The organism is Nostoc sp. (assembly GCF_036917575.1).
Taxonomy (GTDB): Bacteria; Cyanobacteriota; Cyanobacteriia; order Cyanobacteriales; family Nostocaceae; genus Nostoc.
Map to the genome: position 1 here is coordinate 136,139 of NZ_JBALDC010000042.1, position 14,698 is coordinate 150,836.

Below are 14,698 nucleotides of genomic sequence, written 5' to 3' on the forward strand. Positions count from 1 at the left end.
ACACAGGTTAGGACATTTTGAAAGGGTGAAAGCTAGGAATAGTAATAGTTTTACCTCCTGCCTTCTCCCAAGGGGAGACGCTAAAAGCGATCTGCCTTCTCCCAAGGGGAGACGCTAAAAGCGATCTGCCTTCTGCCTCCTGCTATAAGTATCAACTTTTCAGCAGACACTTAAATCGTATTCTTCTTTACCCAAAGTATCTATGACTCAGTATTTTTGGATCTCACTAAAGGAATACAATTTTTTTATTTCTACCCAAGTATAAAGCGTGTTTTACTCCTAAATTCTGCTGTAAATCCCCATTTCGATGATAATTGCCACCAAAACTTCTGGATCGATAGGTTTGGGGACGTGACGTTGAAATCCGGCAGCGATCGCCAGCTTTTGATCGGTTTCTCCGGCATAAGCTGTTAAGGCAATAGCGGGAATTTGTCCCCCTTGCTCAAGCTCAAGGGCACGAATTTGCCGCATTAGCATATAGCCATCCATCTCTGGCATCCCAATGTCACTGATGATCATGTTGGGAATGGATTGAGCGATCGCTTGCAGCGCCTCAGTCCCAGATGCAACAGCAGTAACGATCGCACCACATTCCTCTAAAACAAAAGCGATGAACTCCCGCGAGTCTGTTTCATCATCGACGATTAAAATGTGAACACCGTTCAAATCAGTCTCGTTGACAGGGGATTGATTCAAGGTTGGTGCTTGAGTTAACTGAGGTGCAAGCGGAATTTTAACCGTAAATGTCGCTCCTAATCCAATACCAGGACTATCTACTGTGACTGTTCCACCGTGCATTTCTACAATTTGGCGCACGATCGCCAATCCCAATCCTAGTCCGCCGAATTTGCGGGTGGTTGCGCTATCCTCTTGCCGGAAATGCTCAAACACGTAGGGCAGAAAGTCGCCACTAATTCCTTTTCCAGTATCGGTGATTTGAATTTGGGCGTGATTTTCAGCTTGAGATAGGGCAATCGTGATTTGTCCCTTATTATCTGCAAATTTAACGGCATTCGACAGCAGATTCCACACGACTTGCTGCAATCGCCCAGCATCTCCGACTACCACTCCCACAACAGGCGAGACAATCGTCTGAATTTGGATTGACTTGGCTTCTGCGGCTAGGCGAACTGTTTCCAGCGCGGCTGAAATCACTGTATTGAGGTTAATGGGTGAGGCTGATAAGCTCATTTTGCCTTGCAGAATCCGGGAAATGTCGAGCAAGTCATCAATTAACTGTACCTGGATCTGGGCATTGCGCTCAATCGTGGCGATCGCAGCATTCGTTTTTTGGGCATCCAGCTTTCCTTTCTGCAACAGTTGTGACCATCCTAAAATTGGATTCATGGGCGTTCTTAGTTCATGGGAAAGAACCGCTAAGAACTCATCTTTAATGCGATTACTTCGATCTAACGCTTCGGCTCGTGTCTGTAGCTCTACAATTAGGCGCGATCGTTCTAAGGCAGCCGCGACTTGATTGGCTACTGTTTGCATGAGGTCGAGTTCATCGCGCGTAAAGCGATCGCGTTGACGAGTTCCCAGCCCCAGAGTGCCTAAAACGCGATTGCCCACAATTAACGGATGACTAGCATAAGCTCTGATACCGATTGATTGAACTGAAAAAGCGAGTGGAGCGGTGGTTGAGAGCGCATTTTCAACGATAGCTGGCTGGCGATGTTGCACGGCATAACCACACACTCCCTCCCCTAACTCCAAAAATTTAGCTCCTAAAGCAATGTCTTGTGAGATGCCGCCATAGGTATTAAGTTCAAGGCGTTGCTGGTCTTCTTGATACAAGTAATTAAAGTAAACTTCCAGTCCCAAATAAGTCGAAATTTTTTCAAACAAACTGGCTAAAAATACCTTGGGATCTTCGTTGACCAATAGATCGTTGGCAACTTCTGAAAGCAGCTTCAGCCGTTCGTTGCTGGCTTTCACGGTCGCTTCGATTTGCTTGCGATCGGTAATGTCTCGCGTCACACCTGCCACCGCTTCTACCATCCCATTTAAATTCAAAAGCGGGACGAGAATGTATTCATAGGCGCGTGTGCCAAGTGTACTTGTATACGGTGTTTCATCTCTGAGCGGTTGGCGCGTCTCGATGACTTGCTGAATCTGCCTTTGGAGTCTGGCTGCTAAATCTATTGGATAATCCAGGTCAAAAAAGTTTTTACCGAAGGTTTGGGCCGAAGTTTTTTGCAAGAGGTCGAGCAACGCCTGATTAATGTAAGTGAACCGTCCAGACAGATCGAAGGTATAAATAAAATCGGGTACGGAAGAGGCGATCGCGTCGAATTTTCGCAGTTGTCGTTCGAGTTCGGCAGAAATTTGTCGCCAAGCGGATTCGGCTTGTTTGCGTTCGGTGATATCTGCCAGTGCCCCAGGAAAAGCGATCGGTCTGCCATCAGCAGCATATTCAACTCGACCGCGTGCGGCAAGCCAGCGCTCCTCGCCTCTTGCCGTATAAACGCGGTACTCACTAACATATTCTTCGCCAGTTTCAATCGCCTGACTAATTGCGGCGACCACTCGTGGGCGGTCTTCTTCGTGCATTGATCGTACAAACAGTTCAATCGGTAAACCTGTTGTTGCTTCCACAGGGTCAACGCCAAACAAGTGAGCAAAGGCTGCATTCACGATCACCAGATTCTCGGCAATCTTCCACCGCCATGTGTAAATGGCTCCTGCCGCTAAAGCGGCCTCCCATTGCACATAAGCTTCCCGGAGATCAGCTTCGGCTTGTTTGCGATTGGTAATATCTATTGATATCCCGACCATGCGCTCAGGATTGCCCGCCTCGTCGTAAATCGGATGCCCGCGAACGATTACCCAGTGCGAACTGCCATCGTTCCAAACATTGCGGTATTCCACATCGTAATCGGTGCGGTTGGTAATCGAGTCTTGAATTGCCGCCTGCACCCAAGTCAGATCCTCTGGATGAATCCGCTCCATGAGAATTTGGTGCGAGAAATCAGCGTCAATGCGTAGACCATAGTTCATTTTGCACTGGTCAGAAACAGACAGAACGTTTGTTTTGAGATCGAATTGCCAGGAGCCGAGTTTGCTAGTTTTAAGGGCGAGTTTAAGTTGCTGTTCGCTGGCTTGCAGTGTCTGAGCCGCTTGTTTGCGGATATCTGTCAGTTTTAAGGTTGACTCAACACGAGCCAGTAGTTCGCGAGCCGAAAACGGTTTAATTAAATAATCATCGGCTCCTGCTGCCAACCCTGACACGCGAGACTCTTCATCCGCCTGGGCTGATAGCAAAATTACGGGCAATTCTCTGGTTTGGAGGTCAGCCCGTAGTTGATGCAGCAACTCAAACCCATCCAGCCCCGGCATCATTAGATCGCTGAGAATTAAATCCGGGCGCTCTACTTGGATCGCAGCCAGAGCCGCAGCTTCATCTGTGACTACCTCAACCTCATACCTTTGACTCAACAATCGCCACAGATAATCGCGCATATCGGCATTGTCATCTACCAGCAAAATTCGGGCGGGTAAGGAAGATGGTGCGATCGCTGAAGGTAAACTGCTCTTAGAGGCGCTCGGTTCGGATGAAGCTTCAATCCCTGCCGCTTCCAGTTGCGAAAACTCAAGCAGTGCGTTGACTAATTTCACTAACCGAAGTCCATTTCGCTGCACGAGTTCAAGGCGATCGCGCTGTTGCGGCGTTAATATAGCTTGAGTGTCGAGTAACAGGTCTTCGATTGGACTCAACATCAGTGTTAAAGGCGTGTGAAATTCATGCGAGATATTGCTGAAGAATACGGTCTTAACGCGATCGAATTCTGACAACGCCTCATTTGCCACTTGCACTTGTTCGTTGACCTCTTGTAACTCCTGCGTTCTAGCAGAAATTTCCCTCTCCATTTGCTCGGTGTGAGACTGGAGTGATTGATTGAGCTGACGCTGCTCATTTAGCTGTTGCTGCACCTGCACAAACTCGCGTATATCTTCGACTCGGTGAATAATATGCGTCATTTCACCGTTTTCATCAAAAATTGGGGAGTTGGTTGGTGTCCAGTACCGCTCCTCAAAACCACCGCCTTCTGATTCAAGGCGGCGAATCTCATACTTCTGCACTGCCATTGTGTGCGGCTTTTGAAACTTCAGTACGCTTGACAACGAGGTACGCAAATTATGAATTCCAGTACCATTCAAATTGTCGGGATTGTCTGGAAAAACCTCAAAAAAATGGCGACCAACAACCTCTTCTCGTTTGGTCTTCGTTGCCCAAAAGTAAGCATCACTTCCCGCGACAATCATTAAGTCGAGTGAGTAGACAATATACAATCCTGGTATTGATTCAAACAAGGTTTGAAAATTCAGCATCCCTTCCTCTGAGCGGTATTAACTTTTCGGCTTAAAAAGCTATTAAAACAAACAGCAGTCCAGAGCTTGAGTTGAAGAGGATAGAGGCTCTTGCATAAGCACAATTAGGATGGAATCGAGGCACTCACTATATAGTAAAGGAATAAGATAATTAAAAGTGATATTACTTGCCTTGATCGCACGCACCAGCCCAAAACGATATAAGGCATTGCATAGCTAATTTTAATTTAGCAAGTAAATTTGCTTATATACATAAACTTATTTAATAAGATAATCTAATAAACTATGGTAGGCTTACAATTCTTGCAAGTCTATAAAGCTATAAAATCACAGATTGTTGGTAAAGTGATGCTTATGATTATTCACACTATACAACACATCTTAAATAGGAGTATAGCTATAAACATGAAATTACGTAGGGCGAACGATGGGAATTGAACCCACGAATGGTGGTACCACAAACCACTGCCTTAACCACTTGGCTACGCTCGCCATTCAACAATTTGAATTATAGCAATAATTTGGCAAGCGATCAAGAGTTTTAGTTCAAGGAACGGACTTAATTGATTTAGAGTCTCTGGAGTCTGACGATTACAATGAATTTTACTTGGCAAATATGAAACCATTGATCATCATTGCGTATACTGGAGTAGCAGTAGGACTCGCCGCCTTGGGTGTGACAATGGCGAAAACTAATCCCAGTCAGGTTGAATATGAAGAATATGCAGTTCAACGGCTAACAAAATACTTAAAAACCGATGTATGTAAAAAAACTACGAATGTTCTTGAAAATTTAATCCGTTTTAATTGTGATAAATTGGTTGACTCGGCTAGCCCGCAAATCCAAGAAGTTATTGCCAAGACCACAGAAAGGCAAGATTTCGTTATTTTTAGCATTTACCGTACAGATTTAAAAATAAATTCTTGGATACCCTCGTACAAATTTGAAACGGTAGGAGCTTTCGATCAATTTTATACTTACACTGCCGAAAAACAATAAGGTAAGGAGTAGGGCGAGAATATAAAAGTGATTAAGAATACTTCTATTTAGTGACTAATAATAGTTTCAATAACTACCAGAGTACTCATTATCCTCAGCTTAATCTTAAATAAAAATAGTAACTAAGAATTCAAACTTTACCGATGTCATCTGCTTATCTGCTACTATCTCACGGAAGTCGCGACCCGCGCCCAGAAATTGCTATGCAGCAACTAGCTAAACTGATATGTCATAAATTATCAAAAAACCATAACTCAGCAAATAGCGAACATTTAGTTGGCATCGCTGCTTTAGAAATGAATCCTCAATCTTTACACGAGCAGATTCAACAATTTGCTAAGAGCGCTTTTGGCGATGATAAACTATCTCAAAATGAAAATCGCCTCAAAATTGTACCGCTATTTCTACTACCGGGAGTCCATGTGATGACAGATATTCCCGCCGAAGTAGCACTAGCACAACAGGCTACCGATCAAGATGTCATAATTGAGTTGCAACCATATTTAGGCTCTCATCCCAATTTAGAGAAATTGCTGGCAAAGCAAATAGCTGCTATAAAAGCAGAAGCATGGATTCTCTTAGCTCATGGTAGCCGTCGCCCAGGTTCTCAAGAAACTGTGGAAGCAATGGCGGCGAGTTTGGGAGCCGTGACTGCTTATTGGGCTGGGCCTCCTAGTTTAGAATCGCGGGTAAAAGAGTTGGTAACTGCTGGTTATCAGGAAATTGCAATCTTGCCATACTTTTTATTCGCTGGTGGAATAACCGATGCGATCGCCACCTCAATAGAGGAGTTAAAATTACAATTTTCTGCGGTGAATTTCCAATTGGCAGAGCCATTGGGAGCAAGTGCAGAATTAGCCGAGCTAATTTGGGATTTAACACAGAGATGAACCGCACAATCACACAGAGGAACAAATATTTGGGAAAGGTTTATTTAGTAGGTGCGGGGCCAGGAGATCCAGGACTAATTACCCTGAAGGCGAAAGGTTTGTTGGAATGTGCAGATGTAGTCATCTATGATGCCTTGGTGAGTCCGGCAATTTTGGCAATGATTAATCCCCAAGCCGAGCAAATTAATGCTGGTAAACGGAGGGGAAAACATTCGCTGTTCCAAGAAGAAACAACTCAATTGCTGATTGATAAAGCGGAGGATAATGCAATTGTAGTCCGACTCAAGGGTGGCGATCCGTTTATTTTTGGTCGCGGTGGCGAAGAGATGGAAGAATTAGTCAACGCTGGAATATCAACGGAAGTAGTACCGGGTATCACTTCGGGAATTGCAGCAGCAGCATACTCAGGTATTCCTTTGACGCATCGGCTGTATAGTTCGTCAGTGACATTTGTAACTGGTCATGAAGCGGCGGGTAAATATAGACCGCAAGTGAATTGGAGTGCGATCGCTCACGGTTCCGAAACCATTGTAATTTATATGGGAATTCACAATCTGTCTTATATTGTGGAAGAATTGATTGCAGCTGAGTTGAATTTAGAAACGCCTATTGCTTTGGTGCGCTGGGGTACGCGCCCAGAACAAGAAGAATTGATTGGGACATTAGAAACAATTGTTAAACAGGTAGAGCAAACTAGATTTGGTGCGCCTGCGATCGCAGTTATTGGACAAGTAGTGAATATGCACAGTATTTTATCTGGTTGTCGTCCAGTTTGATGGTTGTTCCCATGAGCAATAGAAGTCATTGACATCGCAAAAAATCTGCGTCACATCCAACCGAGATACAATAGATTCCATTGCTGAGACACCCTTTTTTTTATGTAATTACAGTCTCAGCCTTTTTTTGTACCTTTTTCAACCCGTCAAACTCACGTTTACTTATGTCACAAGATCAACTCAACTATTCAACACTGACATAAAAAGTTACTAATTTTTAAGATAAGTCCACTTAGGCAGGTAATCATCACAGAGCGATCGTAAAACTTTTCGGTCTACTAATTTTAGAACTTAAAGGCAAGCCAAGTGCGATCGCCCTCTTTATACTGGCGTTGGATTGGGACAGTCCAAAATGTAGCGTAATGGTGACGGTGAAAAAACGAACGTGTTATCTTGTCTAGGCACTCGTCAACATTACAAAGTTGGTCATCAACATTACAATATTGGTCATCAACGTTGAAGCGATGCCTTCTCTTCTCTACGAAAGGCTGCGCCCTAAGTGTAGTTATGCCGCAGGCTTTACGAGACGCTATGCGAACGGCTTGCCGCTAAGGCGTCTATGCAAAAGATATAACGCATCTATTCCCTTCTTTACTATTCCCTGTTCCCTGCCTACGCAATTAAATTCAAAGAAACTACTGATATATAGCCGTAGTCACATAGTTTAGGACATTTTAAAAGAGTGAAAGCTAGGAATAGTAATAGTTTTACCTCCTGCCTTCTCCTAAGGGGAGACGCTAAAAGCGATCTGCCTCCTGCCTCCTGCCATAACATGAAAAATTCTCAGTAAAAATTGCGAATTATGCTGAACCGGAATCTTACTTGGTTGAGGCAAGCTAGCTCTATAACCTTTTTACAGGAGTAAATTTATGCCTCGTAAAAAACGCACATCGCGGATTCTCGAAAAAGCCGAATTGAGAACGGCTGCACTCAAAGCAGTTGATGCAAATATGGATTTTGGCGATGATTGCGATTTGCAAAACCTAACTCAATCAATTGAGCAGTTACGCAGTATGCTTGATGCTTACAATAGCGCTCTAGCTGTGGTTGACTCCAACAAAAGTAAGATTGATCAGATGGAAAAAAGCTTGAACAATCTTTCAGACAAGTTGCTCAGGGGAGTTGCTTTCAAGTACGGCAAGAACAGCAACGAATATGAGATAGCGGGTGGTGTTCGTGACAGCGAACGTGTACGCAAAGGCAGGTTGACTCGCTTGAAAGCTAGTGCAGAGCAAGCATCAGATGAGGATGGTAAAACAAAGAATTTAATAAATAGTGACCATCAGTAGCACTTGTAAGGGTTTTAGCCATTTTAGAACTTAAGTAGTTGCTGTGAGCGATCGCTTCAATTCGGAAAAATCTTTCAAGCGGTGCGATCGCTCACAGCAACAAACAACTCAAGCTTGAACACAAAAGCGATCGCGCTTCGATACTGCTCGGTGAAGAGTAGATCCCCCCAACCCCCCTTAAAAAGGGGGGCTTATTTTCCCCCTTTTTAAGGGGGACTAAGGGGGATCTTCAATGACTATGCACCTTAACCGAGCAGTATTGGATCGCGCTTCGCTTTTGCATTTAAAAACTTAGATAGTGATAAAATCGTCAGAGGTAATCAGGCTGGAGTTGATACCTGTTAGCGTTGCCGAGATTGTACCGCCGCTCAAATTAATCAGCGTGTCGCTGCCACTGGAGCTAATCGTCAGTTGTCCAAAGCTCAGTTTAATACCGAACACTCCAGTTAAACTAATCTTGTCGATGCCGTCGCTAAAGTCAGTAATTGTGTTAGAGGTGCTTGTAAAAAGAATGGCCACGCCAAACACGTCAGCTCCATCTCCATCGGAAAGAATGTTATTGCCAGATTCGCCATAGAGAGTATCATTACCAGACCCACCACGGAGAATATCATTGTCTGACCCACCATAGAGGATGTCATTGTCTTCTCCACCATAGAGAGTATCATTACCAGACCCACCATAGAGAGTATCTTTAGCTGAACCCGTAACTATTGAGCTATCAGAATCACCATATAACAGGTCATCGCCATCTTCACCATTAAGAATGTCATTGCCAGATTCACCAGAGAGGATGTCATTGTCTTCTCCACCATAGAGACTATCATTACCAGACCCACCATAGAGAGTATCCTTAGTTGTACTCTTGGTATTAAAGATGAAATCGCTAAAGGGTGGCTTTGAGGTAGGAGAATCACCTTGTAACAGGTCATTGCCTCCATTGCCGTAAAGAGTGTCATTGCCAAATTCACCATACAAGGTGTCATTGGAATCCGAACCGCTAATCTTATGATCACCTGATGTTCCTGTCTTCTTATTAGTATTAAATATACTAATACTACTAATATCATCTAAAATTCCCGAAGCATTAGGCATAATTTACCTCTGATTTTGTGAGTGGTTTAACGCTAACCAAAGACAAGCGACGTTGGTGAGCTTACGAATCAATCAATGACCAAACAATTCGCAATTCGCAGTTCGTAATTGCGAACTCAATTGAATAATTGATACCTAAAGGGATAGAAGCCCCTAATTTCAATTATGAAAAAAAAATCAAACACGTAGTATCAATATTCAAGCCCCTGCATTTATGCCTGGGGTATTAATTGCGAATTGCGAATGGGAAAAAGCGAATTGGAGATGACAGTGGCGTTAACTTTTGAACTGCTCATCGCTCGGTTTGGTTGCAATTGATTCCAATACATTGACTGTAAGCGAAGATTTTGTGTCTGTCGTTACCTAAAAGTTCTTGTAATTTAAGTGAAACTAATTTAAAAGTTCCAGAAAGTTCCATAATGTTTTAAGAACAAAGATCAAGCTAAAAAACACTCATTGTGGAACCAGAACAGTTACTCGCCATCGGAGATGCAGTCATCCAAGCTCACAGCGGCAGACATCTGAGCGATTTGGAAACCACGATTTTGCTGGGCGCGATGCCAATAAAACCTATGAAGAGATTGCCGAACAGGCTGGATACTCGATTAGCCATGTCAAGCGCAATATTGGCCCCAAGCTTTGGCAGTTGCTGTCCCTTGGGCTGAATGAGAGCGTGAGTAAGACCAATTTCCGCAATGCGCTGATGCGGCGAGCCAGCGACATTGAAGTTGGGGGACAACCACCGAGTTCGCTCGTGACTCAACCCGTGAAGCAAGCAACGGCAGTCACAACAGCCGCAGCCACACAGCAGACTCTTCCTCAGCCAGCCCTAAGAGCTTCCCACTCTCTCTCAGCAGTTAACTTACACCGGGTGAACTTCACTGGCTGCAAGTTCGTGCAATCAACCTTTTGCCAAACTTTTGGCGGCATCCTGGCAGTCGCCTTTAGTCCAGATAGTAAAATGCTGGCTTTAGCAGACACCGATAGCACTGTGCGTCTGTGGCAAACAATTAGCGATAATGAATCGGGTGTAGAACAGCTGCTTTCAAGCTTGAGTGGTCATCAAAGCTGGGTTTTAGCCGTCGCTTGGCATCCCAACAAGCCTAGACTGATCAGCGGCAGCGAAGACTGTACGATTAAAATTTGGAATGTGGAAACAGGGCAATGTTTGCACACGCTTCGAGATCACCAGAAGGGAGTTTGGAGTTTAACTTAGAGTCCGGATGGCAGCAGGTTTGCCAGCAGTAGCGGCGATCGCACGATTAAGATTTGGGATGCAAAGACCGGAGCTTGCCTTTGCACGTTGCAGGGGCATCAAAGTTTGATCTGGAGTGTGGCTTGGCATCCCAATAAAAAGATTCTCGCTAGTGGCAGTGACGATCAAACGATTCGACAGTGGGATAGCGATACGGGTGATTGCCTCAAAACGTTGCCCGTTGATGGATACCAAGTCGGTTGCGTTGCCTGGAGTCCCGATGGAAAAATACTTGCTAGCGTCGGTGCAGACTTGCTGATTCGGCTATGGGACGAGCAAACCGGACAGCAGATTCGCACTTTGGCAGGACATACCACCTGGATCTACTCGTTGGCGTGGAGTCCAGATGGCACAACACTAGCGAGTTGTAGCGGCGATCGCACCGTCAGGCTCTGGAACCCGATCGCCGGAACCTGCTTGAAAACGATGCAAGGACATCTTGAACCAATTTGGAGCGTGAGTTGGAGCAGTGATGGAAAAGCGATCGCCAGTGGCAGCCTTGACCAGATGGTACGGCTTTGGAACCCCCAGATGGGTCAGTGTCGCCACACACTCAACGGGTATACAAACTGGATGCGTACCGTGGTGTGGAGTCCCGATGGCAAATGTTTAGCTAGCCCCAGCACAGATAATACCGTCAGAGTCTGGGAGGTGGAGACTGGACAATGCCTGAAAACGTTAACGGGGCATTATGGGTGGGTACTTTCGGCAGCATGGAATCCTTACGCTTGTGTTGATGCTCAGAATGCAACAGGACTGCTCGCCAGCAGTGGTCGAGACAGCACAATCAAGATTTGGGACGTGCAGACAGGGCGATGCCTAAAAACGTTAACGGCTCATTCAGATTGGGTATGGTCGGTTGCTTGGAGTCCGAGCGCAGTGAATTTGCCAACAAGTACCGGACAATTGCTGGCGACTGCAAGCGGTATGAATGATTTAACTATCAGATTATGGAATCCCGAAACTGGCGAATGTCTCAGGGTTTTATCCGGGCATCAAAGTTGGATTTGGTGGGTGATTTGGAGTCCAGATGTTAAGAGGTTGGCAACCGCGAGTGACGATCGGCAGATCAAGCTGTGGGATGTGCAGAGCGGCGAGTGTGTCCAGACCTTGCACGACGAGCGCTTGATGGGCGTTGCGATCGCCTGGAGTCCAGACGGCAACTGGTTGGCAACCAGCAGTACCGATCAAACTGTGCGGCTTTGGAATCTTCAGACAAGTGCATTTGAGCGCGAACTCGTGGGGCATCAGGCATGGATTTGGGCGCTTGCCTGGAGTCCAAACGGTCGTTGGTTAGCCAGTGGCAGCGAAGATTGCACGATAAAACTGTGGAATCTGGAAACCAATGAATACAATTTTACCCTACACGGACACCAGAGCCGAATTTTCTGTGTGTCTTGGAGTCCGAGTGGCGAGATTCTGGCAAGCAGCAGTTCGGACGGAACTATCCGGCTGTGGTCGGTGCAAACGGGTGAATGTCTCAAAACGCTGAGAGCCAATCGCCCCTACGAAGGCATGAACATCATGGACGTGACCGGGATTACCGAAGCACAGAAAGCTACGCTCAAAGGTTTGGGAGCAGTTTAGCGACTCCTCAGCGCTTCTTGTATCGCAGCGTGAGCTTCGCGACTCATTGGGTAAAAGCAAGCCAAAATCAAGCTCAATCCTAAAATCAAAGCTGGGACAAGACTAAAGAGCAGGCAAATCGTCCAGCGGTACTAGTAGTTCGCCAAGTGAACTTGGCGGGGTAAAGGGTAAGGGGGAAGGGGGAAAGGTTTTAAATCCCTTACCCTTTTCCCTTTCCCCTTTCCCCAGCCCTCACAAGCGCATCTTTGGGTTGGCAGACTACTAGGTAGTTGCGATCGCCCGACATTTCGTATTTTCCGATAACCCTAGTGTATGATCGATAAGGTTATTCGGTTCTGGTGGGAGTCAGCTACCAGAGGTAACGGGGAAAGTTCGGTGCAAATCCGGCGCTGTCCCGCAACTGTGAACCAATTTGAGATTAAAGAACTAAATCGAAAATCTCAATTTGAGTGAGTCAGGATGCCCGCCGAAATAGATTTATCAGTTTCACATATCTGCGAGGTACAGATGACTACGACTGTAAATATTTCCCCAACCAGTCCAATGGAAGTTGCTGAACATACTTTATTTGTTTGCAAAACCTGTGCGAGTGTTTGGCAAAATGGAAAACGCTTAGGTGAAAGTGGTGGTGAAAAACTTCTACACGAACTTCAGCAGCTGGCACAAGATTGGGAGTTACGAAATCAATTCCCAATCCAGGAAGTTGAATGCATGAGTGCTTGTAATCGTTCTTGTGTAGTCGCTTTTGCTGCCAAAGGTAAATTAACATATTTATTTGGTGATTTAGGCGTTGATGGTAGTGCCTCTGCGGTACTGCAATGTGCTAGTCAATACTATGCCAAAGCAGATGGTTTGCTACCTTGGTCACAGCGTCCAGAAGCAATGAAAAAGGGCATTTTAGCAAAAATTCCACCTTTATCTAAATGATCCGTGTTTTGATTCTGGGTGGAACGGGTGATGCAGCAGAACTAGCTGCCAAAGTTACGACTATCCAAGGGTTAGAAGTAATCACCTCTTTAGCTGGCCGCACCCGTGAACCGTCAGTACCGTTGGGCGATTTACGGGTTGGAGGCTTTGGTGGCGTGGCTGGATTGGCTAGCTATCTGCAAGTCATGCAAATCGACTTGTTAATTGATGCAACCCATCCTTTTGCTACTCAGATTTCTTTTAATGCCGCAGATGCAGCAATGGAAGTTAGAGTACCCCGTCTGATGTTAATTCGTCCGCCTTGGGAAAAAGTAAGTGGCGATCGCTGGATTGAAGTTGATAATGTTGTAGCCGCAGCAACAGTATTAAAAAACCAAGCACAGCGAGTGTTTTTGACAGTTGGAAGGCAAGAACTGGCCGCCTTTACTCACTTGGAAAAAATTTGGTTTTTGATGCGGATGATTGACCCTCCTAGCGCTGGTGCTTTAGTACCGCCAGGGATGGTATTGTGCGATCGCGGGCCCTTTACCCTCAACAATGAAAGACAAATTCTGATTGAGAATAACATTGATACCATCGTCAGCAAAAATAGCGGTGGCGATGCTACAAAACCCAAGATTATTGCAGCGCGAGAACTGGGTGTAAAGGTTGTGATGGTCAATCGTCCAGCCGTACCACTAGGAGAACAGGTTAGTAATGTTGATGCTGCTTTGACGTGGTTATTAGATCGCTGCTAAGTAAATAGGCAAGATTGATAATACTCTCTTTATAGATTTCCGTATAATACACGGGAGTCTTCTACAAGATTTGCGATCGCACTAACAACCTTCATGACAAATCTAGCTTTATCTGCTATAGCCCTCGTCACCATATCTGGATTAGTTTTCGGGACAATGCCAGCCGCTTCTGCTTTAAGTTGGAGTTGGAATTATTCTGGTACTGCCATAGCGGCAAACGGTACTTTTACTACTAATGACACTCCTAACAATTTGGGTTTTTACTTAATTACTGGAATTACTGGTACACGAAATGGTGAAACAATTACTGGTCTGCAACCCGCCGGGACTCCAATGCCAGGAAACGAACCTTTTGATGTTGATAATTTAATTAGTCTTAATACTCAGCAGTTAACACGTAAGGGTTTTGCGTATTCTACTTCAAGAGGAAATTATTCTAGTCCATTTTTCGCTAGTTTTTTGCCGACACCAGGATATCTAGAGGTTTTTTCTGCGCCAACTAGACCAGGTTTTGAAAAGTTAGGATTAGAAGATAGGGAATTACCCATTAGTTTTTCTGCGACCTTAATCACCGTCCCTTAACCCACTTCTATATTTAGCTTACTCATCATGGTATTCTGGGCGCACCTTCAGTATCCAAACCTCACAAGCTATTCAAATTCACTCACAATAAGCTCAAAAAGTTTCTTAAAACCATTTGTAAGGTAACTTTAACTAAATATCCCTCTTCTGTCACTTTCCGGAATAAGCAAGTAGTTTAGGAGCTAAATCATCCAGAAGCATAAGAGGGTTTAAATTGATTCATTGCAG

11 protein-coding genes, 1 tRNA gene and 1 riboswitch are annotated in these 14,698 nt (G+C 45.0%); of the genes, 9 read left to right on the forward strand and 3 right to left on the reverse strand.

Translation table 11 applies throughout. The features are described 5' to 3' along the window. Positions 1 to 279 precede the first annotated feature (279 nt). Both V7K79_RS11190 and V7K79_RS11195 read right to left on the reverse strand, forming a co-directional pair. Entirely contained in the window at positions 280 to 4,332 is a 4,053-nt protein-coding gene (locus V7K79_RS11190) for a response regulator (RefSeq protein WP_335047555.1), read from the reverse strand. Positions 4,333 to 4,751: 419 nt separating this feature from the next. After that, a tRNA-His gene (locus V7K79_RS11195) sits at positions 4,752 to 4,824 on the reverse strand. Between the two features lie 124 nt (positions 4,825 to 4,948). Between V7K79_RS11195 and V7K79_RS11200 the strand changes: the two genes are divergently transcribed. The 4 genes from V7K79_RS11200 to V7K79_RS11215 all read left to right on the forward strand — a co-directional run bounded on the left by V7K79_RS11200 (position 4,949) and on the right by V7K79_RS11215 (position 8,287). Next, positions 4,949 to 5,332: a DUF4359 domain-containing protein gene (locus V7K79_RS11200; protein WP_335047558.1), complete on the forward strand. Its 384-nt coding sequence runs from the start codon at positions 4,949 to 4,951 to the stop codon at positions 5,330 to 5,332. A gap of 143 nt (positions 5,333 to 5,475) precedes the next feature. Continuing rightward, positions 5,476 to 6,222, forward strand: coding sequence for a sirohydrochlorin chelatase (locus tag V7K79_RS11205; RefSeq protein ID WP_335047560.1), 747 nt, complete (start codon positions 5,476 to 5,478; stop codon positions 6,220 to 6,222). Further along, positions 6,219 to 6,998, forward strand: a complete 780-nt coding sequence (gene cobA, locus V7K79_RS11210; RefSeq protein WP_335047563.1) for a uroporphyrinogen-III C-methyltransferase — start codon at positions 6,219 to 6,221, stop codon at positions 6,996 to 6,998. The genes V7K79_RS11205 and cobA overlap by 4 nt, the downstream gene beginning before the upstream one ends. Before the next feature lie 869 nt (positions 6,999 to 7,867). Next, positions 7,868 to 8,287, forward strand: coding sequence for a hypothetical protein (locus V7K79_RS11215; RefSeq protein WP_335047565.1), 420 nt, complete (start codon positions 7,868 to 7,870; stop codon positions 8,285 to 8,287). Between the two features lie 291 nt (positions 8,288 to 8,578). Here the strand turns inward: V7K79_RS11215 and V7K79_RS11220 are convergent, their stop codons facing one another. Beyond that, positions 8,579 to 9,382 carry a calcium-binding protein gene (locus tag V7K79_RS11220; RefSeq protein ID WP_335047566.1) on the reverse strand — a complete coding sequence of 268 codons (804 nt, stop codon included), beginning with the start codon at positions 9,380 to 9,382 and terminating at the stop codon, positions 8,579 to 8,581. A 673-nt stretch (positions 9,383 to 10,055) separates the two neighbouring features. Here V7K79_RS11220 and V7K79_RS11225 point away from each other — a divergent pair. The 5 genes from V7K79_RS11225 (at position 10,056) to V7K79_RS11250 (ending at position 14,470) form a co-directional block, all read left to right on the forward strand. Then, entirely contained in the window at positions 10,056 to 10,598 is a 543-nt protein-coding gene (locus V7K79_RS11225; protein ID WP_335047567.1) for a WD40 repeat domain-containing protein, read from the forward strand. 117 nt (positions 10,599 to 10,715) lie between these two features. Next, positions 10,716 to 12,224, forward strand: a complete 1,509-nt coding sequence (locus tag V7K79_RS11235; RefSeq protein ID WP_335047570.1) for a WD40 repeat domain-containing protein — start codon at positions 10,716 to 10,718, stop codon at positions 12,222 to 12,224. Positions 12,225 to 12,537: 313 nt separating this feature from the next. Next, positions 12,538 to 12,709: riboswitch (cobalamin riboswitch) on the forward strand. A gap of 22 nt (positions 12,710 to 12,731) precedes the next feature. Next, positions 12,732 to 13,151 (forward strand): DUF1636 domain-containing protein, encoded by a 420-nt coding sequence (locus V7K79_RS11240; protein ID WP_335047572.1) that lies wholly within the window; start codon positions 12,732 to 12,734, stop codon positions 13,149 to 13,151. Next, complete coding sequence (locus V7K79_RS11245) at positions 13,148 to 13,888, forward strand: cobalt-precorrin-6A reductase (protein ID WP_335047573.1); 741 nt, start codon at positions 13,148 to 13,150, stop codon at positions 13,886 to 13,888. Before V7K79_RS11240 ends, V7K79_RS11245 begins: the two co-directional genes overlap by 4 nt. Before the next feature lie 93 nt (positions 13,889 to 13,981). Further along, entirely contained in the window at positions 13,982 to 14,470 is a 489-nt protein-coding gene (locus tag V7K79_RS11250; RefSeq protein ID WP_335047575.1) for a PEP-CTERM sorting domain-containing protein, read from the forward strand. Positions 14,471 to 14,698 lie beyond the last annotated feature (228 nt).